This is a genomic window from Lysinibacillus sp. NPDC097868 (assembly GCF_044761135.1).
GTDB lineage: Bacteria > Bacillota > Bacilli > Bacillales_A > Planococcaceae > Lysinibacillus.
The window spans coordinates 371,139-394,029 of sequence record NZ_JBIWBS010000003.1; the positions used below are offsets into that span (position 1 = coordinate 371,139).

At 35.3% G+C, this 22,891-nt stretch carries 19 protein-coding genes; 11 read left to right on the plus strand and 8 right to left on the minus strand.

The genetic code is table 11. The features are described from left to right. Nucleotides 1–7 precede the first annotated feature (7 nt). Nucleotides 8–625 (minus strand): TetR/AcrR family transcriptional regulator, encoded by a 618-nt coding sequence (locus ACIQXJ_RS18705; protein WP_403055650.1) that lies wholly within the window; start codon nucleotides 623–625, stop codon nucleotides 8–10. A 123-nt stretch (nucleotides 626–748) separates the two neighbouring features. Here ACIQXJ_RS18705 and ACIQXJ_RS18710 point away from each other — a divergent pair, with 123 nt between their 5' ends. Further along, nucleotides 749–2,935, plus strand: a complete 2,187-nt coding sequence (locus ACIQXJ_RS18710; RefSeq protein WP_403055648.1) for an MMPL family transporter — start codon at nucleotides 749–751, stop codon at nucleotides 2,933–2,935. A 578-nt stretch (nucleotides 2,936–3,513) separates the two neighbouring features. Here the strand turns inward: ACIQXJ_RS18710 and ACIQXJ_RS18715 are convergent. Continuing rightward, nucleotides 3,514–5,031, minus strand: a complete 1,518-nt coding sequence (locus ACIQXJ_RS18715; RefSeq protein ID WP_403055646.1) for an MDR family MFS transporter — start codon at nucleotides 5,029–5,031, stop codon at nucleotides 3,514–3,516. A 157-nt stretch (nucleotides 5,032–5,188) separates the two neighbouring features. On the opposite strand from ACIQXJ_RS18715, the gene ACIQXJ_RS18720 reads away from it, so the two are divergent. From ACIQXJ_RS18720 to ACIQXJ_RS18730, 3 genes are all read left to right on the plus strand, one after another. After that, nucleotides 5,189–6,094 (plus strand): TetR/AcrR family transcriptional regulator, encoded by a 906-nt coding sequence (locus tag ACIQXJ_RS18720; protein ID WP_403055644.1) that lies wholly within the window; start codon nucleotides 5,189–5,191, stop codon nucleotides 6,092–6,094. 377 nt (nucleotides 6,095–6,471) lie between these two features. Beyond that, the gene (locus ACIQXJ_RS18725; RefSeq protein WP_403055642.1) at nucleotides 6,472–7,032 is read left to right on the plus strand and encodes an SLOG family protein; all 561 of its coding nucleotides are present in this window, start codon (nucleotides 6,472–6,474) and stop codon (nucleotides 7,030–7,032) included. A 129-nt stretch (nucleotides 7,033–7,161) separates the two neighbouring features. Then, the gene (locus ACIQXJ_RS18730) at nucleotides 7,162–7,476 is read left to right on the plus strand and encodes a hypothetical protein (protein ID WP_401011190.1); all 315 of its coding nucleotides are present in this window, start codon (nucleotides 7,162–7,164) and stop codon (nucleotides 7,474–7,476) included. 265 nt (nucleotides 7,477–7,741) lie between these two features. Here ACIQXJ_RS18730 and ACIQXJ_RS18735 read toward each other — a convergent pair whose 3' ends face one another. Then, entirely contained in the window at nucleotides 7,742–9,007 is a 1,266-nt protein-coding gene (locus tag ACIQXJ_RS18735) for an MFS transporter (protein ID WP_403055640.1), read from the minus strand. Nucleotides 9,008–9,734: 727 nt separating this feature from the next. Here ACIQXJ_RS18735 and ACIQXJ_RS18740 point away from each other — a divergent pair. Continuing rightward, complete coding sequence (locus tag ACIQXJ_RS18740; protein WP_403055638.1) at nucleotides 9,735–11,204, plus strand: methyl-accepting chemotaxis protein; 1,470 nt, start codon at nucleotides 9,735–9,737, stop codon at nucleotides 11,202–11,204. Between the two features lie 551 nt (nucleotides 11,205–11,755). On the opposite strand, the gene ACIQXJ_RS18745 is transcribed toward ACIQXJ_RS18740, so the two are convergent. After that, a complete protein-coding gene (locus tag ACIQXJ_RS18745) occupies nucleotides 11,756–13,150 on the minus strand; it encodes an L-cystine transporter (protein ID WP_403055636.1) in 1,395 nt (464 codons plus the stop codon). A 193-nt stretch (nucleotides 13,151–13,343) separates the two neighbouring features. On the opposite strand from ACIQXJ_RS18745, the gene ACIQXJ_RS18750 reads away from it, so the two are divergent. Next, complete coding sequence (locus ACIQXJ_RS18750) at nucleotides 13,344–14,105, plus strand: glucose 1-dehydrogenase (RefSeq protein ID WP_403055634.1); 762 nt, start codon at nucleotides 13,344–13,346, stop codon at nucleotides 14,103–14,105. A gap of 43 nt (nucleotides 14,106–14,148) precedes the next feature. Here ACIQXJ_RS18750 and ACIQXJ_RS18755 read toward each other — a convergent pair whose 3' ends face one another. Both ACIQXJ_RS18755 and ACIQXJ_RS18760 read right to left on the minus strand, forming a co-directional pair. Next, nucleotides 14,149–15,099 (minus strand): GGDEF domain-containing protein, encoded by a 951-nt coding sequence (locus ACIQXJ_RS18755; RefSeq protein ID WP_403055632.1) that lies wholly within the window; start codon nucleotides 15,097–15,099, stop codon nucleotides 14,149–14,151. Then, on the minus strand, nucleotides 15,065–15,958 hold the full coding sequence (locus tag ACIQXJ_RS18760; protein ID WP_403055630.1) for an EAL domain-containing protein: 894 nt from the start codon (nucleotides 15,956–15,958) through the stop codon (nucleotides 15,065–15,067). Before ACIQXJ_RS18760 ends, ACIQXJ_RS18755 begins: the two co-directional genes overlap by 35 nt. Nucleotides 15,959–16,307: 349 nt before the next feature. On the opposite strand from ACIQXJ_RS18760, the gene ACIQXJ_RS18765 reads away from it, so the two are divergent. From ACIQXJ_RS18765 to ACIQXJ_RS18780, 4 genes are all read left to right on the plus strand, one after another. Beyond that, complete coding sequence (locus ACIQXJ_RS18765; RefSeq protein WP_139860532.1) at nucleotides 16,308–16,493, plus strand: hypothetical protein; 186 nt, start codon at nucleotides 16,308–16,310, stop codon at nucleotides 16,491–16,493. Then, entirely contained in the window at nucleotides 16,483–17,901 is a 1,419-nt protein-coding gene (locus ACIQXJ_RS18770; RefSeq protein ID WP_403055628.1) for an amidase, read from the plus strand. Before ACIQXJ_RS18765 ends, ACIQXJ_RS18770 begins: the two co-directional genes overlap by 11 nt. Nucleotides 17,902–18,038: 137 nt before the next feature. Beyond that, nucleotides 18,039–19,196, plus strand: coding sequence for a PucR family transcriptional regulator (locus ACIQXJ_RS18775; RefSeq protein WP_403055626.1), 1,158 nt, complete (start codon nucleotides 18,039–18,041; stop codon nucleotides 19,194–19,196). A 106-nt stretch (nucleotides 19,197–19,302) separates the two neighbouring features. After that, nucleotides 19,303–20,178 (plus strand): DMT family transporter, encoded by an 876-nt coding sequence (locus ACIQXJ_RS18780; RefSeq protein ID WP_403055624.1) that lies wholly within the window; start codon nucleotides 19,303–19,305, stop codon nucleotides 20,176–20,178. A 48-nt stretch (nucleotides 20,179–20,226) separates the two neighbouring features. Here ACIQXJ_RS18780 and ACIQXJ_RS18785 read toward each other — a convergent pair whose 3' ends face one another. Together ACIQXJ_RS18785 and ACIQXJ_RS18790 are read right to left on the minus strand one after the other, a co-directional pair. Continuing rightward, entirely contained in the window at nucleotides 20,227–20,799 is a 573-nt protein-coding gene (locus ACIQXJ_RS18785; protein ID WP_403055622.1) for a YitT family protein, read from the minus strand. A 543-nt stretch (nucleotides 20,800–21,342) separates the two neighbouring features. After that, nucleotides 21,343–21,525, minus strand: coding sequence for a DUF6366 family protein (locus ACIQXJ_RS18790; RefSeq protein ID WP_403055620.1), 183 nt, complete (start codon nucleotides 21,523–21,525; stop codon nucleotides 21,343–21,345). A gap of 300 nt (nucleotides 21,526–21,825) precedes the next feature. Here ACIQXJ_RS18790 and ACIQXJ_RS18795 point away from each other — a divergent pair, with 300 nt between their 5' ends. After that, nucleotides 21,826–22,890, plus strand: a complete 1,065-nt coding sequence (locus ACIQXJ_RS18795) for an iron-siderophore ABC transporter substrate-binding protein (RefSeq protein ID WP_403055618.1) — start codon at nucleotides 21,826–21,828, stop codon at nucleotides 22,888–22,890. Nucleotide 22,891: the final 1 nt, after the last annotated feature.

Genomic DNA, 22,891 nt, shown 5'->3' on the forward strand with positions numbered 1-22,891 from the left:
AATATTCTCACTTTTCGACAGATAACCAAAAGAAATCAATTATCTCTTTCGCAGCTAAAGGCACAGTTTGAAATAATCTTTTTCCTTCACCATCTTTAAAATAGCCCACTGACATCAATGCCATAAATGTATGAGCAAAAAATTCAGCATTCCCGTTGCGAATCGTCCCTTTTTCCATTTCCTTTTGCATCGAGTGCTCAATCGTTTTATACATTTCATTTTCTGATGTATGGACCTCTTTTAATTGAGTATTTGATAAATTAATTGTAGCTTCGCGCATAAAATTCTTCATATCAATATCAACAGTTGCCGATAAATGTACTTCAATTAGTTGTTCTAATCGCATTTTGAAGGAAATCGGCTGTTCTAAAATTCGTTCAATATGCAGCCTAATTCTATGCATCATTTCAACTAATGCCGATGTATATAAATCCCCTTTAGTTGGGTAATAGTAATAGATCGTTGCTTTCGTAACATTACAGGCTTTCGCAACATCATCCATGGATACATTTTTGTATCCCTCTTTAATAAATAGCATCGTTGCTGTTTCTAAGACAATATCTTTTGTAGGTTTAGACTTATCATCATGGCGAGGTCTTCCTAGAACACGCGGTGATTGTTTCAACAAGATCGCCTCCTTATAATGTGTTCTTTTAAACATATTATAACATATCGAAACTTCTTTATTGATTAATTAACCTTCTAGTATATATAATTAATAACAATTACACGAAACGGAGGTTTTCTCATGAAAAAACACCCTCTTGAGCAATGGGGCTCAATGGTAGCAAGTAAAAAAGGGCGATTTTTAGCACTCGGATGCTGGGTTTTACTTGTTGTTGTCCTCTCGTTTGCTTGGCCACAAATCAACAGTATTGAAAGTGAATCGGGTAAAAATTTACCTGATACTGAGATGTCTGAGCAAGCAGCAGCAATTATTGCTGAAGAATTTCCTAATGATGCAGGAACACCATTATTACTCGTTTGGCATAGAGAAAACGGCCTAACAAATGATGATTTTGCAGCTATCCAAAAGGTTTACGCAGAGCTTAAAACAAATCCTTTAGAGCATCAAACGCTCATACCACCTTATGATGCAATGCCTCCACAGGCTTTTTCTGCATCTACATCTGACAATGGCTCCACTATTGTCACACCTGTGTTCTTTGAAAAAGGTGTTGCAACAGATATGTTACAAGAGAGCCTAGATTCCTTAACGAAAACAATGGACTCAAATAATGTGCAATTGGATAAAGACCTAACAAGTGACGCTCTCCATGTTCGTTATTCTGGTCCTGTTGGTATTGCAACAGATGCTGTTAGTTTATTCTCACAAGCTGATGTGAAATTAATGATAGCGACAGTGCTTCTTGTATTAGTGTTACTAATTTTAATTTATCGTTCTCCATTACTTGCCATCATCCCACTAATTGTTGTTGGGCTTGCTTACGGTGTAATTAGCCCCACACTTGGTTTCTTTGCAGAACAAGGATGGATTGATAAAGATTCACAAGCTGTATCGATTATGACAGTTTTATTATTTGGTGCAGGAACAGATTATTGCTTATTTTTAATTTCAAAATACCGTGAAATTTTATTTGAAGTTGAGGATAAAGCTGCAGCGATGAAGCTCGCTGTTAAGGAATCGGGTGGCGCTATTATGATGAGTGCCCTAACGGTTGTTATAGGTTTAGCTACCCTTAGTCTTGCCCATTATGGCTCTTTCCAACGCTTCGCAGTTCCATTTAGCTTTGGCGTGTTAGTAATGGGAATTGCTGCACTTGTTGTATTGCCAGCGATTCTCGTTGTTATAGGGCGAGTTGCCTTTTTCCCATTCACTCCACGCACAGAGGAAATGGCAAAGAAAAAAGGCAAAAAACAACATAAATCTTCACATAAAGTTAGTCATAAAATTGGACGTTTTGTAACACATAAGCCATGGATTGTTATTGCTATCACTCTCCTGCTTCTTGGCGGATTAGCATCATTTGTACCACGCATTCAATATACATTTGACTTATTGTCTTCATTCCCAGAAGATATGCCGTCACGTGAAGGCTTCACTTTAATAGAAGAAAATTTTTCGCCTGGTGAGCTGGCACCTGTTCAGCTAGTCATCGACACGCAAGGTGCTGATATCAATTTACAACAACAGCTTGCAAACATTTCATATATTGATAATGTTTCTGATGTACAAATTGGTACGAAAAATAACTCTATTCAATTATATGAATTATCATTAAATGCAAATCCTTATGCAAAAGAGTCTTTAGAACATATTCCAGAATTGAAGGCTGAAGTAGTTCAGTTACTTAAAGACACTGGTATTAAAGACGCTGATACGCACGTATGGATTGGTGGAGAAACAGCAAGTCAATATGATACAAAACAAGTTACTGAGCGTGATGAATCTGTCATCATGCCGACAATGATTGCTTTAATAGCTTTATTATTATTTGTCTATTTACGTTCAGTAACAGCAACTGTATATCTGCTTGCTACAGTCATTATTTCTTATTTCGGTGCACTTGGTGCAGGTTGGCTTATTTTGCATTATGTCATGGGGGCAGATGCGATTGCAGGCTCTATTCCGCTATATGCCTTTGTATTTTTAGTAGCACTTGGTGAGGATTATAATATCTTCATGATTTCAGAGATTTGGAAGAAACGAAAAACGAAGGATCATTTAACAGCGGTAGAAGAAGGCGTTGTGCATACAGGTAGTGTCATTACATCTGCAGGGCTTATTTTAGCAGGTACGTTCGCAGTGCTTGCTACACTACCAATTCAAGTACTTGTACAGTTTGGGGTTGTGACGGCTATTGGTATATTGCTCGATACGTTTATCGTGCGACCTTTACTTGTACCAGCCATTACAACAGTGCTTGGCAAATATGCATTTTGGCCAGGAGCCCTATTTAAAAAAGGGAATTAACTCTTTAAATGATTTTACAAAAGGCATCAATCTTGATGCCTTTTGTTATTTTTATAATTAGAAAAGAGCATTCCCTACTATATTAAATGTACTTTTCAGGCATTGCCTCTCTATTAAGCTACTTGCCATATTCAAGTAGTCGTTTTTTTGTTAATTGCAATTTGCATTGCCTACTTGAAAAATTTTTAGCCCTCTTAACGTTATCCATAGCATACTACCTTTTCCTTGCAAGTTGCTAAAACTATTAACTCGTTCCTGTTTACTACGACATAAGGAAAAATCCACGTAGACTCCTGCGGGACGCACAGGACGTTATACGCAACAAACGGCGCGCTAGAGATTGTTTTGGCTTACAACGTGCCCGCCAGAAAGCGCAGTGGATTTTTCCGCTTTAGGAAGGTCGCCCAGCACGCTACGCGGACAGTAGACCGCATATCCGCATGTAGAAGAAATGAATAGCAACAGTCACCTATATTAATTTTTCATAAAAAAAAGACTATAGACATTTGAGTTTAGTCTACAGTACAAATCCCACCGACAAGCTCTGGAATAGCTTATTGGTGGGATTCTTTTTTATGTTATGAGTTTGTTGGTTTTTTTAAATCCATTGTAGCAGCTGCACTTTCAACTTTTACACGTTTTAAGAAGAACGCAAGTATTAATGCGAGAACGGTAACGAATGCCGCGATTAAGAACGAATGTGTAATACCATCTAATAATGCTGTTTGCATAATTTGATCTTGCATTTGTTGCATTTGCTCTGCTGTAGGTACAGCACCTGATTGCGCTGCTTGTGCCTTAGCATCTGCAATTAAGTCTGCAGCTGTTGATTTTGTACGGTTATTCATAAATGTAACTAATACAGCACTACCAATAGCTCCTGCTACTTGTTGTAATGTATTATTAATCGCAGTACCATGTGGATTCATCATTTGTGGTAATTGATTTAAACCATTTGTCATAATAGGCATCATAACCATTGACATACCGAACATACGAATTGTATACATCGATACGATGAATGTATAGCTAGAATCAAGTGCTAATTTTGTTAATCCAAATGTTGCGATTGTTGTAATTGTTAAACCAATGATTGCCAAGATACGTGGTCCGAATTTATCGAAAAGTTTACCAGTAATAGGTGACATAATCCCCATTACAAGTGCCCCAGGAAGCATCATTAAACCAGCTTCAAATGGTTCAATACCACGAATTGATTGCACATACGCAGGTGTTAAAATCATCCCAGAGAACATCGCCATTGAAATGATTACTGAGATAGCAGAACCTAATGCAAACATCGGATATTTGTAAATACGTAACTCTAGTAAAGGCTGATCCATACGTAATTGTTTAAAGATGAAGATAAGTAAGGAAATAAACCCGACTGAAATCGTACCGTAAACCCAAGGACTAGACCATCCTTTGTCACCTGCAGTACTGAAACCGTATAAAATACCACCAAATGCTACTGTTGATAATAGTACGGAAGGAACATCTAAGTGCACTTTACGTGTTTCCATAACATTATCTAATTTCCAAATACCAAATAGCAGACTAATAATCGCAAATGGTATAATCATTTGGAACAGCATACGCCAATCATGATGTTCCACGATATAACCCGATAAAGTCGGGCCAATCGCCGGTGCAGCAATCATAACTAAACCGAAAATACCCATTGCTGCTCCACGTTTTTCTTTCGGGAAGCTAGTCAGCATTACGTTCATTAATAATGGTGACATACTAGCAGCCCCTGCTGCTTGCACCATACGTCCTGCAAGTAACATACTAAAGTTTGGAGCAAAGCCAGCCATAATAGTACCTATTGTAAAAATAGACATGGCAGTAATAAATAAATGTCTATTTTTAAAGCGTGTCACAAAGAATGCTGAAGCAGGTACTAAAATACCACTTACAAGCATATAACCAGTTGCAAGCCATTGTACCTTTGCATACGTAATACCAAAATCTTTCATGATTGTTGGCAACGCAACATTTAACAATGTGTTGTTAAGAAAAGCAACAAAAGCACCCACGAACAAAATAGCAATCATGCCATAAGGGGGCTTTTTCATTGTTAAGTCATTATTCATTTATATCCCTCTATTCTTTCTTGTTGTTTTGCGATAAAACTTATTTTATACTCGCAGTCTACTTTTTTCAAGAATTAAGATTAAAAAATTTTAAAACGTTGATATATAAGCGTTTACATTGTAGAATACGAGTATAATAATTTAAAAAGGTGAGGTCATGAACAAAAAAAAACGACAAATTATCACTGCAGCTCGGGAGCTTTTTATAGAAAAAGGATTTTTAGATACATCCATTAACGATATTATTAGTGCAGCCAAAGTTTCAAAGGGGACTTTTTATAATCATTTTATTTCCAAAAATGACTGCTTAATTGCCATTTTAGATGAGGGGCGTGAAGAAGCTAGCAATCGTCGACATGAGCTTCTTTATGGAAAAGACCCTACCGATTTAGAAATATTAACACAGCAAGTTGCTGTATTGATGCATGTTAACCGTGAGCATAACCTAGTACAAATTTTCGAATCAATTTTCCATTCACGTGACAGTGAACTTAAGAAAATCCTTTTGAATTATCACTTACAAGAATTGGAATGGCTTGCAAATCGACTTGTACAGGTTTTTGGTGAAGAAATTAGACCGATGAGCTATGAATGTGCTGTACAAACACTCGGGATGGTTAACCTTTCCTTACGTGCAGTTTTAATAGCTGACTATAAATATATAAACCGCGAAGCAATTGTACGGGTAGCATTACGCAATATAAGCATAATTATACCTGCCATGCTTGAATCAAAAGAAGTCATTATTACCGCTGAAATGTTTAACGCTATACAAAACGTAATAAATTATCAACAAATAAGTAAAGATGTCGTGATTGAGCAATTGTTAGGCTTTACAAAGGGGCTAACAGAGGAAGAAACGATGGAAGGTTTTGAATTTGCAACATTCCTTCTAGAAGAACTTCAAAATCCGAAGCCAAAACTTTTTATTATTGAATCTCTTCTTACTCCTTTCAGAAAAGCTTTTGTCGGAACCGAACATGCAGCTGAAGCACGCGATATTGCCAATAATCTGTGGCGCTATGTGAAAATGGGTCAGCCATCAGAACAATGCAAAAAATAAAATAACCATATAAAAACCCCGATTAGTATAACTAATCGGGGTTTTACATTGGGCATTTCCAGAGGTTTCTGCAAAGCATAGATAAATAAGTCGCTAAAATCGCAACGGTTAAATGCAATAAACATGACCCCTTCTACAAATACCTTAAACTCTTTTATTGGTTTTAAAATTGAAAACAAAGACGGAACCATTCGCACATGCGAACTGACATTAACTGTTCCATTATGCAAATTCAATAAATTTTTTCGCATTTTTTTGTATTTGTACACTAATACTATTCGTAATAATCTATCGCGTTTCATTGCCTTATTCTATTCGTTTTCATTCGCCCTCTGCTGTATACTGTTGATACATAAAAAAGCTTAGGGGGCGTTTTAGTGTTACAGCGAATTATTATTACAGGCTATAAACCACACGAACTTGGTATTTTTAACGACAAGCATCCCGGTATCCCCATTATTAAAAAAGCTTTAGAAAGCCGCTTAAGAGCCTTATTGGATGAAGGTTTGGAATGGGTCATTATTAGTGGTCAGCAAGGTGTTGAAACATGGGGTGCAGAGGTTGTCTTAACGTTAAAAGAGGAATTTCCTAATTTAAAATATGCAATCATCACACCATTTTTAGAACAAGAAAAGAACTGGCAAGAAATAAAACAAGAAAAATACCAGTCACTAGTTGCTCAGGCAGACTTTGTAACAAGTGTGACAAAAAAGCCGTATGAGGCTCCTTGGCAGTTTACTGAAAAAGATAAATTTATTATTCAAAACACAGACGGCTTGCTACTAGTTTATGATGAAGAAAATGAGGGCTCTCCGAAATATATGAAGCGTTTAGCCGAAAAATATATGGAAAATCACGACTATACTATTCTAACAATCAACTCCTTCGATCTTCAGGTAATAGCAGAGGAAATACAACAGCAACAGCAGGATTGGTAGATAATCGAATATCTCCCCCTACAAGTTAGATATACAAAAACCTTTAATATAATAAATATTGATATAATTTTCTGACAATTTTATAATAGAAGGAATAGTACTTGTAATTATGAAAGGAGCTGTTGACATTTGAATAGAAAAATCGAAATGATTCTAGAGCCTTCTCCTGTGAATATTTCACACGATACGTATCGTCGCGAGTGCCAATATACGCGGGGGATTCATATTGAGGAACAAGAGTTCAACGCCATTTTAAATGCAATGTGCCACGATTCACGCTTATATTTTGATTTCCATAATCCACGTAAAGAGATTAAAAAGGGAACTTATTTAAATGGACACTCCGGTTTAGCACGTAATATTTATGACTACTATAAAGCTCATTACGATATTGAATTAACGGACATTATAAATGGTAAAGATTTTTACGTAAAAATTATTTAAGTGCCTTTTAAGTGCCAGGCACTCAAACAATTTTGAATTCTCCAAGTAAACATCTACGTAAACTCCTGCGGCTTACACTGTTCCAGCGGAAAACATAGCGAAGTTTTACTATATAGGAAGTCGTAGTCCTATGCTATGCATAAAAAGTAACCTATGAGTCAATTTTTCTTAAAACTAGTCTTCCAAAAGTAAAAACTACACCTCTCCTTGTCCAACAAGTGAGGTGTAGTTTTAGAACAATTTATTCACTTAATGATGATAGAACTTATTTCCACAAGCCGGCTTTCACCATTTTTTCTTTATTACCGAAAGCAACTAATACAGCAATAATATTAATAATTAACATGACTACAATGATGTATAACACAGGTGTGTAGCTTCCTGTAAAGTCAAAAATATAGCCATATGCTGGTAGTGCGATAATACCTGCTACTGCCAAGCCGATAGAAACTGTAGAATAGATTTGACTGTAATCTTTATTACCAAATAATGCAGAAGTAATAGCAGGAGCTAATGTTCCGATACAAGCTGATACGAAACCAAATAGGCCAACAGCTGCCACAATTGCAATTGTACTTTGTACAAAGAATAGTAATAATAACATAGCAACTAATCCGATTAACATAGCGATAATTGTCGTGCTTTTAGCACCAATTTTATCAATTAAATAACCAAAGAGAATAGAACCTAAAAGTACGCCGACCATTAAAGCAGACATAACATTACCAGCAAATTTCACACTAAATCCTTGATTCACAAGGTATGTTGGAATGTGAATTGAAAAACTTGCAACAGACGTAATAATAAAGAAGAACAAAAGTAATAATGCAAATGATAATGATTTTTTAGCATCTGCGAATGAAATACCAGAATTGCTAGTATCTTTTTCTACTTTTTTCTCACTATTGATATTGTCATCAGCACCATAAGGTAATAAACCTTTTTCTTGAGGTGATTTTCTTAAAAAGAAAATAATTGTCGGAACAATAATTACGATAGCTGCAACACCTACCATAATATAAGCACTTCTCCACCCTTGATTAGCAATTAAGTTACCAATTATCGGAGATGAGAAAGCTCCAATTAAACCACCTGACGCAGTAATAATACCTAAAGCTAATCCACTGCGTTGTTTAAACCATTGATTGATTAATACCGGACCTGCTAAAACTGTGATTAATACACCACCAACAGCTAGAGGAATCGCAAGGATATACCAGCCCCACACAGAGCTCATCATACCGAATAGAGCAAATGAACCTGCTTGTAAAATAATCGCAACAACAAGTAAAATACGAGTATCATACTTGGCCATTAACTTCCCGCCAATTGGTAAGAAGATCATCGTCACGATTGATGAAATACTTAGATATAACGTTAAATTTCCTAGACCTACACCAATGTCTTCCGATACTGATGGTAAGAATAGTCCTGCTGAACTGTTTAGTCCAGACTTAGCTAAACCAACTGTAATACATAAACCTAGTAAAACTAGCCATGCAAAGTGAAACTTTTTCTTATTAGCACTCATTTCCCTATTTCTCCTTTTATTTAAAAGACTTTATTTTACATAAAACTACAAATTTCGCCTTTCGGTTATAATTTGGCGTTTATGCAATGATACGATAGATAATTTGTTGTATATTTACATTACTTAACTTGTACCATTAGACTAAGCTATATGCACAACATTTAAGTAAGATCTACTTTATAAAAAGAATTTACGGCTTCCTTTAAATTGATTAAATGAAGTGGAATCCTTGCGCACTGACTATCTCAAAATGCTCCTACACTCTTTTTATTTAGATCTGCGGTAGCTTACTTTTGACATTTCTGCAAGCAATTTCGCAGTCGATCATTTAACCTTTAAAACCGCGCTACATTAGACTTTATCTTGCTTTCTCCCCACATAAACACCTCCAATAATTGTGAAACTTTTGTGACCTGCAATTTATTTTAACACTAAACTGTTTAATATTAAATTAATTAATTTCACAGAATATTTATTTATTAATTAAAAAACACTTGACAAAACCTTTTTTTGAATTTTTTAGGTTTTATTTTCCGCCCTTTTTTTTGCTATTTTTTACTAGGTAGTTCTAACTAACATCAGCGAAATTCAAAAATAAGTCTTTACTACTTCCTACTAAAATTAATATAATCAATCTTAATCATTAGTTTAACGGGAAATCATTTCCTTTATTAGTGATTAATAACTATTTTAAAATAATAAATTTATAGGAGGTCTTTAGTGCAACATGATTGAGCAATTAAAGTTAATGGACTTGAAAAATAAAAATAAACTAATGCTTTTCACTTATTTAGCTTCCACGATTCTAGGTTTAGTAGGCTCAATATCTTTAAAACCTGATTTTTGGATTATCCTTTTTTATAGCGTGCAAATCATTTTTTATCCTTTGATATACATAGTTAGTAACCGTTATAAGAAAGAAATTGCTTTCCCGTATTTAATAGTTATCATTATGAATATCTTTAACATATGTTTAGTAATGATTTATGGTGGGGACCTATCCACTGCTCTTTCTATATTTTTCTTTGCTGTATTTTCTGCTGTTCAATTTAATAACAAAATCTTTGGTATTGGGTATATTTTAGGGTTAGTAACGCTTATTTTAGTTTATCTTTTCCCTTCTCCTTCCTTTGAGTATTATTCTGGAAATATAAGTTCATTTGTTATCATTTATCTCTTCACTGGTTTCTTGTTAACAATATTAATTCGTATGAATCAAAACCAGTTTAAAAAACTACAAGAGTACAGTGAAATTGCAGAAGCTGATGCTAAAACAAAAGAAGAACATAAAATTCATTTGGAACGTGAAATTGGCGTGATTGCTGAAAGTATTAGTAAAATTAACGATAAAGTTCAGTTAAATTTAAGATCGCAAGAAGAAATTCAAATAGCTATGAATGAAGTTTCAACAGGTAGTATGATACAAAGTGAACAAATTTCTAAAATAGCAGACAGTGCACAAAATAACTTAACGGCAATCCATTCAATGAATGAAATAACTGCCCGTTTAATAGATGACTCTGTTCAATCTAGCACCCTAGCAGATGAAGGCCAAAATAAAATCAATCATCTTACAACTGAAATGAATAGTCTTCAAGATGTTATTTCGAACTTAAGTGATAACTTCAAAACTTTAACTGGGAAAATAGAAGAAACAAATCAGTTTGCCAATGATATTCAACAAATAACTGAACAAACAAATTTATTAGCCTTGAATGCTTCTATCGAGGCGGCTCGGGCCGGGGATGCTGGAAAAGGATTCTCTGTTGTAGCCCAAGAAATAAGAAATTTAGCAGATTTAACGAATAATATTACTGTCAAAATCACAGAGAATTTAACTGATGTCAATACAACGAATAAATTAGCTCAAATAAACATGAATAAAAGTAGTGATACATTACATCAAAGTGTAGAGTCTACAAAGCTAGTAAACACAAACTTTATACAATTAAGTGAAATTTTACATTCATTAAAAACTAAATTTAATGAATTTGAGCATTTATCAAACGAGGTAGCTGTTAACAGCCAAAATGTCGACACGTCGACAAATGATTTTGCTGCGATTATCGAGGAAGCAACTGCAACATTACAACAAATGAATGCATCGATTGAAAACATCACAGCTGATAACCATAGCATCGCAAAATACATTAATGATACAGCTAAGAGCACCGAAAATATAAAAAATACTTATTAAGGTGTTTTGAAAAAATAGAGAGTACGAGAACGTAATAACGTTCCCGTACTCTCTTTTCTTACCTAGCTGTTAATTTCAAGCCCAGGGACGCTTTATAAGGCAATAATGATACTTTTTATCGGGTGCGTATGGAGAATGCCACAGAAACGCACCTAGCGCCTTACAAGTGCCAGTCACTCACACAATTTTATGTATTTTTACGCTTTGAGAAGCCGATATTCTGTTAGGTGTCTATACTATAGTGCCAGTCACTCAAACAATTTAGAATCTTATAGCACAGCTAGGTCATAACTAAGTAAAAATCCACGAAGACTCCTTCGAGAACGCACGTAACATAAGACGAATCAGACTGCGCAACAGCGACGGTTGCGTCTTACAACTTGCCCGCGGACAGCGCAGTGGATTTTTACGCTTTAGAAAACCACAAATATCTTTAGACGGTTCGCATTATAGAAATTGCTTAAGCCCCTCCCTACTTTCCTTGCAATTTAATTCTACAAAAAAAAGTATGCTAAGAATCAACTTAGCATACTTTTTCCACTTATAAAAAACTATAAATCAGCAACTTGTGCACTAACTGCTTTATTATTATACACTTCTGTATCTAATTCTTTCGTTACTCGCGCAGTAGTGACACCTGCCGTCATTGAACCACTTACATTTAGTGCAGTACGACCCATATCGATTAATGGCTCAACTGAAATTAAAATACCTGCAAGTGCAACGGGTAAGTGAAGCGCTGATAGCACAAGAATCGCTGCAAATGTCGCACCACCACCAACACCTGCTACACCGAACGAGCTAATCGCTACTACTGCAATTACAGTAATGATGAAAACAGGATCTAGTGGATTAATGCCAACAGTTGGTGCAATCATTATAGCTAACATTGCTGGATAAACACCCGCACAGCCATTTTGACCAATCGATAAACCGAATGAGCCTGCGAAGTTCGCTATACCTTCTGGCACACCAAGTCTACCTGTTTGCGTTTTAATATTCATCGGTAAAGTTCCCGCACTTGAACGTGAAGTGAAGGCAAATAATAATGTTTCAAGCGATTTTTTTAAGTACGTAAATGGATTTAAACCACTTAATGAAAGAATTAGTAAATGAACAAGGAACATAATAATTAATGCAACATAAGAAGCAATAACAAATTTACCTAAGTTGTAAATTGCCCCAAAATCCGATGTTGCTACTGTACGTGCCATAATTGCTAAAATACCATAAGGTGTTAAACGTAAAACAATTGTAACAACACCCATTATTAACGCGTGTATAGCATCTATACCTTTTTTAATGGTAGCTGCCATCTCTCCATCTTTGCGCGCGACACGTAAATAGGCAAAACCTAAAAATGCTGCGAATATTACAACTGCAATTGTAGATGTAGAACGAGCACCCGTTAAATCAAGGAATGGATTCGCTGGGAATAATTCAATAATTTGTGTTGGTAAATCTGGTGCAGCCATTCCCGTTGTTTTTTCTTCTAGGTATGCTCCACGCTCTGTTTCAGCATCCCCTTGCATAATTTGAGTAGCATCTAAATCAAATATTGTTGCCGAAAGAATCCCTACTGCTGCAGATACAGCTGTAGTACCAATTAAAATTGCTAAAATTAATGCAGCCATTTTCCCAAAGTTTTTGCCGATTGTCATTTTCGTAAAGGCAATCAAAATAGAAATAAACACTAATGGCATTGCCACCATTTGTAGCAGTTTTACATAACCCGTACCGATGATGTTGTACCATGGCGTTGTTTCGGCTAAAACTTCCGAATCAATACCATAAAATAATTGAAGTCCTAGACCAAGTGCAATACCTAAACCTAGACCAGCAAAAACACGATTTGAAAATTTCACGTGTTTTTTGTTCATAATAACTAAAATCCCAACGCACACAAGTAACAGCGCTACGTTAAGAATAACTTGTAAAGTTGACAATAGAAGGCCTCCTAAGATGTTTTATAATAATGTAAACCGAATTATATACCTATAATCCCTATTATTCAAGTATGTTTTATTAAGATTAATAATTTTATAAATGTAAGCGGTTTATTTATTTTGATTAAACGGCTGAAAAGGAATACAATCAAATTAGTTTAAAAGTAAACTGATTTCCGGGAGGATAATATTCATGGGAAAATTACAAGGTAAAGTGGCGATTATTACAGGTAGTGGAGCAGGAATCGGTAAAGAAATAGCGCGTAAATATGCACAAGAAGGTGCAAAGGTTGTTATTGCTGACTTCAATGAGGATGCATTAAATGCAACCGTTACGGAATTTAATCATGCTGGGTTTGAGGCATTTGGTGTCAAAGTAAATGTTGCTATAGAAGAGGATATCCAAAAAATGATTACTAATACCGTAGCTCATTTTGGTCGTATAGATATTTTAGTCAATAACGCTGGAGTTGGTGACAATATGCAGGCAGCAGCAAATGTTGAAGATGCTGTATGGCAACGTGTCATGGATATTAATGTGAGCGGTGTAATGCGTGCAATTCGACATGTATTACCAACTTTTATTGAAAATGGTGGAGGAACGATTGTTAATATGGCTTCTATCGCTGGATTAACGGGCGGTCGCGGTGGACTAGCATATACAACTGCTAAACATGCAGTTGTTGGTATGACAAAAAATATTGCTTCTCACTACGGATCACAAAACATCCGTTGCAACGCGATTGCACCAGCACATGTAGAAACAGGTTTTGCAGCAACGATGACTAATGTAGACCCATTTGGTATGCAACAATCTGTGCGTGGCGTTCAACTTATGCCTAAAGCAGGTCAGGTTTCAGACATTGCAAATATTGCTCTATTTTTAGCTTCTGAAGATTCTGCTCTTATTAATGGTGTGGCTTTAGCTGCTGATGCTGGTTGGAGCGCTTATTAAGATTTCTATTAAAATAGTACCTCATAATAAAAACCTACTTCGTTTAGTGAACGAGGTAGGTTTTTTTATCATTCATTAAATAACAGCTTCCATATATTTTTTTACATTCTTTTTTTAAACGTGTTACTGCATCTGACAATTGATCAACTGAAATAAATTGCTGATACTCATTTGTAATAATAGCAATGGACAACGATGTACATGTAAAACGCTCTAATTTCCCAACTCTGTTCGGGACTTGTAATTGCAACAAATCTTCAAGCTCATAAAAGTCAATTATTTGGGCATCAAACTCTTCAATAATCGTTTGGCAAATGCTTGCTACTTCATAATGTGGGAGAATTGCAACAAAATCATCGCCACCTATATGTCCTAAAAAATCTTCTATTCCTGTAATGTTTCTATTAAGGATATCTGTTAAATAGAGCAAAATCTTATCTCCTCTATTAAAACCATAGGTGTCATTATAAGTTTTAAAATGATCCAAATCAAAATAAATTAGGCTATATTTTTCAAGCTGTAGTGCCTTTTCTAGTTTTTCTTCAATTAATTTATTGCCAGGTAAGCTTGTAAGAGGATTTAAAAAGCTTGCAATAGCTACTTGTGTCTCTACCAGCTTTAACAGTAGTTCTCTAATACTAACAACACCCAAATATAAACCTTTTTGAATAACAATGACATCATCATATAGGTCTTCTGCTCGTCGGTCCATCGCCTCTGTACTCACTTCAATAATAGGTGTACTACAATCTACAATTAACGGATTTTCTTTCATAATAAGTTGATTTTGCCGACCCATAAATAAATTATAACCATAACGTGTACCAATTTTTTGATAGAAATGTGTGCGTGTAATATGTCCAATTGGTTTGCCATCTCTTACAACAACAACACTGCGCAATGATGGATTGCTCGTAAAAAGTAGATCTACTTCTTTGTTTTTTACAAATTCATCAATACTAAGAACGTTTTCTATGACTTCCCCTATCTGCATAGTCATCCACCCTTATTTCCCCAAAATGTATGTCTTTTGATGGCTTCCCTATTGCATATCCCTGTGCATAATGGATGCCAATGTCTTGTAAATAATCGAGCTCCTCTTGCCGTTCAATGCCTTCTGCAATAATTTTCGTTTCTGCTTGCTCAGCGTATGTCATAAGTAAGGTAACAAGCTGTTGTTGCTCACTGTTTTTATCGATAAATTGAATTAATGAGCGATCCAACTTAATAAATTCGGGCTTTAAATAAATAAGTGTTTTTAAGCTATTGTAGCCAGAACCCATATCATCCACCGCAATACGATAGCCCTGTGAACGATAATGTGATAATACTCGTTCAAACTCCACAAAATCTAACACAGCACTGCGCTCTGTTAACTCAAACACTACTTGCTGCGGCTTAATGCCTAGTTCTTTTAATAATTGTAATGTCTCACCACTATTATATTTCTTATCTAGTAATACGTTCGGATGGATATTGAGAAAGAGCATAAAATCTTTATTCAGCATTTCTCCATGAAGACGCTCTTTGAAACGTTGCAATGAAAGGTTACGACAAAAGCATTCAAATAAAAACACGCAATCTGTTTGCCCTACAAATTCATAAAATTGGTCGACACTACTAAATAAGTTGGAAGGCGTCGGACGATTCAGCGCCTCAAATCCCATTGTTTCTTTCGTTTGTAAGTTCAGAATTGGTTGAAAATAGGTATGTAAATCTTTTGTCTCTATAATTTTTTTCAATGTTTTTAAACGTTTTATATATAAAGTATTGTTTTGATGCTGTTCATATAAATGATTTAAATATAAAAAGAAACTGTTTGTTTTTACGTTTTGTCTCACAGCAGACTCCATTTCACACCTCTTAAATTGGTTATTAGTTCTATTGTAAGCTTTCTTTGTAAATGTGCTGTGAAGTTGTTGTAAAAAGAACAAAGTTGATTTTCAGGCATCGTAAAAATGGACTTCGCTTTCCGCGGGCAAATTGTTTGAGTGACTGGCACTTTCGCACTGTCAAAATTCTGAATTGTTTGAGTGACTGGCACCCTCTTTTTAATTGACAAATTTTTTTGATAATTTATGATTATAGTAGCAGCATTTTTCTTTCTTTTCTGAAAATTATAGTTTGCTAGTAGATTTTTTTCTTAGGTCTTTATAGGACAACCTATTAAGATAAATTATTTTTCAAGGGAGGATCATGTTAATGAGCTTGTCTATTCAACAACTATTGGAGAACAAAGGAATTACAGCAAAATCTGAACACCTTGAACTACTAAAAACACGGTGGGAAAGTATGCAATCACTTCGCAGCAATTTAGAAGGAATTGCAATTGACGATGCGGATATTGCTATTCGCAATATACCTGGAGGTGACCACATTGAAAACTGATTTACATTTAAAATCTGTAGAAGAACTGGCGCCATTAATCGAAAATAAAACACTTTCTCCTGTCGAATTGACGAAAGAAATTTTAAACTTTGCTGAAGAAAGCCAGCCAAAAATTAATTCTTACATGGCCTTTTACCACGAAGAGGCTATCGAGAATGCCAAATTGGCAGAGCAGGAAATTTTAAATGGAGATTACCGAGGAATGTACCATGGAATTCCGATGGCACTAAAAGATAATTTATACTTTAAAGATAAAATAACGACGATGTCTTCAAAAATCCATAAAGATTTCGTCTCAAATTATGATGCGACCGTTGTTGAAAAGCTTCGGGATGCAGGTGTTATTTTCACAGGGAAATTAAGTATGCATGAATACGCATGGGGCATTACAAATAATAATCCTCATTACGGACCTGTACGTAACCCATGGGATCTTGATAAAATTCCTGGCGGCTCAAGTGGTGGTTCAGGAGCAGCCGTAGCGGCAGGTGCAAGTGTAGCTTCATTAGGAACAGATACAGCAGGTTCTATCCGCATCCCTTCTTCAGCGTGTGGTATTGTTGGCTTAAAACCTACTCATGGTCGTGTAAGTAAATTTGGTTGTTACCCGCTTGCTTGGAGTTTAGATCATATTGGACCTATGACAAAAACGGTAAAAGACGCCGCAGCTATGCTCGAGATTATTTCAGGCTTCGATCATCGAGACCCTACATGTGTAGATGTACCCGTAGATAATTATTTAAATCAGCTTTCTGGCAATGTGAAAGATTTAGTCATTGGTGTTAATGAGGATTATTTCTTTAACCGCGTTGACTCAGACGTTGAACGTGCGGTTCGCGCAAGTATTCAAAATCTAGTAGACCAAGGAGCAAAGGTGGAGGTAGTCAAAATCCCATCCTTGCAATATGCAGAATGGGCAGAGCTCGTTACTTCCCTATCTGAAGCGTCTGCTATCCATCACTCAGATTTACAAAAGAGACCACAAGATTTCGGTGATGATATTCGTCTGTTATTTGAGCTAGGTGAATTACCTTCAGCTGTTGATTATTTACAAGCTCAACAAGTACGTAGACAAATTAAACAAGAGTTTACGCAAATATTCAATCAAGTTGATGTCTTAATTTCACCGACATTACCAATTGTTGCGAATACAATTGGTGATAACTTTGCAGAGCTAAACGGCGAAAAGGTCGACTTAATTGACAATATTATTCGCTTCACTGGACCAAGTAACTTAACTGGATTACCAGCACTTTCTGTTCCATGTGGATTTAAAGGGAATTTGCCAATCGGCTTACAAATTATTGGACCAGCATTTAACGAAGGCCGTATCCTAAACGTAGGCTATGCGATTGAACAAACGAATCCATTAAAAAATCGAAAGCCTAATCTTTTTGCTAACATTTAAATAGTATGTAGCCGTCCATTCGTGGGCGGTTATTTTTATTCATTGCGCAAATAAAAACCAACAACTATATTCATTTATCCTCAAATGATGGTACGATACTTAATAATAAATTACTGGAAAGGTTGCTAGATTCCCTAATGAACGTAAAAAACTTTTTGCAATTGCCTATTACAAAGGATTTTACAGTAGTTGCAGGTAGCAACGGTTTACATAAACCTGTCCAAAATGTTGAAATTCTAGATTTTGAATTTTCACCTGATATTGAAACTGTTCGAGAAACGATATTCACACCAAATAGTGTAATACTCAGCAGTTTATTATTTGCAAAACAACAACCTGATTATTTATTAAATGCTGTGAAAAGTCTTATTCAGCTAGGAGCTAGTGCCTTAGCTTATAAACCCGTTATTTATAATGATCTACCAGAGGAGGTACTCGCTTTAGCGAACGCACATCATTTTCCGATATTGCGATTTGGTGGAGATGAATTTTTCGAAAAAATCATTTTAGAAACAATGGCATATGCAAAAACACAAGACTATGCATTCTTTTTAGAAACTATTATGAAACGCCTTATTAATGAAGAAGTTTCTGATGAACAAATTACATCATTTTTACAACAATTGAACAAGCCGTTTGAAAAATATATTTTCGTAGCGAATCTTCAGATGAAGTCATTAACAAATGCCGAATGGATGCAACCATTTTTACAATTAGAGCTACTATTAAAATCAGGCGTTATTTGTAAATATAAAAATAGCATCTTCATTTTAGTGACCAATCAATCACAGCATTTTCAATTTGAAAAACTACTTAATGAATGGCTCACAATGTATGATATATCAACAGACGAGCTGATTGTTGGTTATAGTCAAGTACATGTCACACAAAATGAGCTTCACCTTGCTGTGCGAGAAGCTTTCTTCGCCCGTATAGTGGCTGAAATGGATATGACCCCCACTTGTCACTACAATCGTCTTGGATCAGATATTCTACTTATTGAATTACATCGGAAAGATCCACATTTCGTTATGAACTATGTAAATGCCTATCTAGGACCATTACTTGATGAAAAAGCAGATGCAGATTTAATCAACACTGCAATCACTTATATTTCGAAAAAAGGTAATATTAAAGAAGTAGCGGTAGCACACTTTTGCCATCCAAATACTATACGATATCGCATGACAAAAATACGCCAACTAGTAGCGCCGTTAGATAATGATTATGTATTTTATGAACGCTTATCTGCAGCCGTTAAATTGTACTTATTACATAGCAAAATAGCAGATTGAATAGAGCTTTGGAATAAGTACAAAAAAACGCCTGAAATTTTAGAATCAAAGTCAAATTATTTTCTTTCTTCTCATGCTATTCTTATTGGAGTAAGGAGGAAGAAAGATGAAACAATACATAGCTGATGGCATGCTACTGACAACCGCTGTCGTTTGGGGCAGTGGATTTGTTATAACGGCCATTGCACTAGAATATTTGACTGCCTATCAAGTAATGGCAGGAAGGTTTTTATTAGCTTCGATTATACTAACTGTAATATTTGGATACAAATTAAAAAAAGCAACAAAATCAGTTGTTTGGAAAGGTGTTTTATTAGGAACGATTTTGTATATTGCCTTCGCACTCCAAACGGTTGGTTTACAATATACAACTCCCTCTAAAAATGCATTTTTAACTGCTGTCAATGTGATTGTCGTTCCGCTCATTGCCTATGCTGTTTATAAACGCCGTATCGATGGTTACGAAATCATCGGCTCCATCATAGCCATTGTCGGAATCGGCTGTTTATCATTACAAGGCTCCTTAACGATGAATATAGGCGATGCGCTTTCTTTAGCTTGTGCTGTTGCCTTTGCTTTTGATATCTTTTGTACAAACCTTTTTGTTCAAAAAGAAGATGCAATAGCTCTAACAATTATTCAATTTATTACGGCCTCCGTTATAGGTATTTTAGTCGTTGTCAGTCAAGGTGATATTCCCGCTTCTCTTGAAAAAGAAGCTATCTATTCACTCATTTATTTAGGTATTTTTTCAACTACTATTGCTTACCTTTTTCAAAACGTGGCAAACCAATATACGTCTGCTACAAAGGCAGCCATTATCCTGTCAACAGAATCCTTTTTCGGAATGGTGTTATCGGTAATATTTTTACATGAAGTACTAACAAGCCGAATGGTTATAGGAGCAGTATTAATTTTACTAGCTATTTTAATTGCTGAAGTGAAGCCCGCCTATCCAAAAAAACGGATAATGAATAACTGACAATAATGCTTCCCTACAAATAGTTTCAGTTTATGCTGAAGCTATTTTTTATTTTGGATGACTGGTTATCATACTTGTAGTAATACCGACTACTAATACGGTAATGATCGAAAGGATTAATGTATTCGAAGACAAAAGAAGCCCTCCTAAAACAATAACAATTGAATCAATAAAAAAAATAAGAACCCCTACATTTATGCCTGTTTTATCACATAAAAACTGTGCAACAAGATCTGTCCCACCAGTGCTTGTCTGAAATCGAAGCATTAAACCAATGCCAAAACCAACTAAAATCCCTCCTAATATCGCGCTATAAATGGCATCGATTTGAACCAAATTTCTTAAAGGCTTCAAAAGGTCAATGATAAAAGACGAGCCAATTAACCCATGCACACTATTGTAAAAATAGGATCTGTATTTAAACCAAGCAATGATGAATATCGGAATGCTTAAAATAATAATCATTAGCCCGATTTTCAGTTTATACAAATAGTACAAAATGAGCGCTACCCCTACAACGCCCCCATCTAGTATTTGATAGGGTGTTAAGAATAGATTAATGCCTAAGGAAATACAGATACTACCTATAATGATGACCAAGCCCTTCTTCAGAAAAAACATACAACCCCCCTCCGAAACTAAGCATGTACTTATAGTATGAAAAAATTGAATTGAACATGTTTTGGTCTTTACTATATGTAAAAATAAAAGTATTTTCACAAAACACCCCGATTAAGTTTCTTTACATTTACACATATACCAAGATATCTTATTTAAAATAAATTAAGTGTAAACATATTTAAATGCTCATTCGTTGTTTAAGTGTAGGGAGGATAAAAAATACAATAAGAAAATAATGGTTACCGGGCAAAAATGTCACTGCCAAGCAAATCGTTCATTTGTTAAACGAGCAACAAGTCTATGTGGACGATGCCTTTAGAATGTTTTTACCAGAATATAAAAGGGAAAATATTTTGCGGTTACGTATTTCTCAAGTGAGTGAAAGCCAAATCAAACTCGGGATTGAACGATTGGCTTACTGTATTACTTTAATTAACAGTAGAAGGCATCACCAAGCACCAAAAACCTTTTTACATCAAAACGTATAATATCCAAAAAACTAACCTCCCTGTATAGAGAAATAGGGAGGTTAAAAATTTCATCTTAATTTGAACACGCTCTTACCAACAAAATAATAACTATTATAATGACAATCGAACCAATATTGATTAAACAACCGCTGCTAGGTGTACCTGTATGAGCTTGAGCCGCTGCACTGTTCAACACACCACCAGGGTTTTTTCGCTGTTCTTTTGCTTTTAAATTTTCTCGTTCTTTTTCTGACATGGAAGCCCCCCATTTTCCGAATTAGAACCACTTCTCCTTCTTCATACTATCACTTCAAACAACCCATCACAGTATTAAATCAACGTATTCATTCATTCAACTATTATGCAAACCAATTATGTTTTCAGAGCAATAGGACGAAAAAAATCTACTATAATACAAGCAAATAAAAAAATGCTTAGTATTCGAAATTTTTAATATAAAAAATAAACTATTGAAATATATAGGTAATGGTTATATACTACTATCGATAGTGATAATCATTATCAATTATTTTTTTAATAGGAGTGTAATTCTAACATGAATTCAAAGCGTTTTTATTCATTATTTGCAATGTTATTAATAGCTGTTTTTGCTTTTGCTTTAGCGGGATGCGCTGATAAAGAATCTGACACTGCGTCTACAGATTCAAAAGGTTCAACGGAAAAGTCGGATTCAGAGGCTACTGACACACAGTATCCAATCGTAATTAAGCATGCATTTGGGGAAACTGTGATCGAAAAGAAACCAGAGCGTGTTGCAACTATTGCATGGGCAAACCATGACGTTGCATTAGCGCTTGATGTTGTTCCAGTTGGCTTCTCAGCTGCAAACTATGGAGTACAAGATGATAGCGGCATGCTACCATGGACAGCTGAAAAGTTAAAAGATTTAGGAGAAACAAATCCAAATATATACCAAGATACTGATGGTTTAGATTTTGAGGCAATTTCTGACTCAAATCCAGATGTAATCTTAGCTGCTTATTCAGGAATTACACAAGAGGAATACGATACTTTAAGTCAAATTGCGCCAGTTGTGGCATACCCAGAAATTCCATGGGTGATTTCATGGCGTGACCAAATCCTATACAATTCAAAAGGTATGGGTATGGAAAAAGAAGGTAAGCAACTAATTGCTGATACTGAAAAGTTAATTGCTACAAAGGCAAGTGAAAAACCAGAATTAAAAGGTAAAAAAGCTGCTTTTGCTATGTTCAATGCAACAGATTTATCTAAGTTTTATATTTATACGCCAGAAGATCCTCGAGGGGAGTTTTTAGAGGAATTGGGTATGGAGTATCCACAAAGTATTAAAGATCAAATTACAGATAAATCTAGCTTCTATATCGAATTAAGTGCTGAGAATGCAGATGCTTTAAAGGATGCTGAAATTTTTATCACTTATGGTGACGATAAAACATTAGCTGCATTACAAGCTGATCCAATTTTAGGAAAAGTGCCAGCAATCCAAAATGGGTCAGTAGTAGTGATAACTGATAATACGCCATTAGCTGCAGCAGGTAACCCAAACCCATTATCAATTCAATATACAATTGACGAGTACTTATCATTAATCTCTGATGTTGCGAAAAAGCTGAAATAAT

Excerpts from the sequence above, each read along its gene's own strand:
- ACIQXJ_RS18750 (WP_403055634.1), top strand. The coding sequence starts at position 13,344 with ATGGGAAAATTACAAGGTAAAGTGGCGATTATTACAGGTAGTGGAGCA.
- ACIQXJ_RS18780 (WP_403055624.1), top strand. The coding sequence starts at position 19,303 with ATGAAACAATACATAGCTGATGGCATGCTACTGACAACCGCTGTCGTT.
- ACIQXJ_RS18775 (WP_403055626.1), top strand. The coding sequence starts at position 18,039 with ATGAACGTAAAAAACTTTTTGCAATTGCCTATTACAAAGGATTTTACA.
- ACIQXJ_RS18735 (WP_403055640.1), bottom strand. The coding sequence starts at position 9,007 with ATGAGTGCTAATAAGAAAAAGTTTCACTTTGCATGGCTAGTTTTACTA.
- ACIQXJ_RS18765 (WP_139860532.1), top strand. The coding sequence starts at position 16,308 with ATGAGCTTGTCTATTCAACAACTATTGGAGAACAAAGGAATTACAGCA.
- ACIQXJ_RS18720 (WP_403055644.1), top strand. The coding sequence starts at position 5,189 with ATGAACAAAAAAAAACGACAAATTATCACTGCAGCTCGGGAGCTTTTT.
- ACIQXJ_RS18790 (WP_403055620.1), bottom strand. The coding sequence starts at position 21,525 with ATGTCAGAAAAAGAACGAGAAAATTTAAAAGCAAAAGAACAGCGAAAA.
- ACIQXJ_RS18755 (WP_403055632.1), bottom strand. The coding sequence starts at position 15,099 with ATGCAGATAGGGGAAGTCATAGAAAACGTTCTTAGTATTGATGAATTT.
- ACIQXJ_RS18760 (WP_403055630.1), bottom strand. The coding sequence starts at position 15,958 with ATGGAGTCTGCTGTGAGACAAAACGTAAAAACAAACAGTTTCTTTTTA.
- ACIQXJ_RS18710 (WP_403055648.1), top strand. The coding sequence starts at position 749 with ATGAAAAAACACCCTCTTGAGCAATGGGGCTCAATGGTAGCAAGTAAA.
- ACIQXJ_RS18795 (WP_403055618.1), top strand. The coding sequence starts at position 21,826 with ATGAATTCAAAGCGTTTTTATTCATTATTTGCAATGTTATTAATAGCT.
- ACIQXJ_RS18740 (WP_403055638.1), top strand. The coding sequence starts at position 9,735 with ATGATTGAGCAATTAAAGTTAATGGACTTGAAAAATAAAAATAAACTA.
- ACIQXJ_RS18715 (WP_403055646.1), bottom strand. The coding sequence starts at position 5,031 with ATGAATAATGACTTAACAATGAAAAAGCCCCCTTATGGCATGATTGCT.
- ACIQXJ_RS18785 (WP_403055622.1), bottom strand. The coding sequence starts at position 20,799 with ATGTTTTTTCTGAAGAAGGGCTTGGTCATCATTATAGGTAGTATCTGT.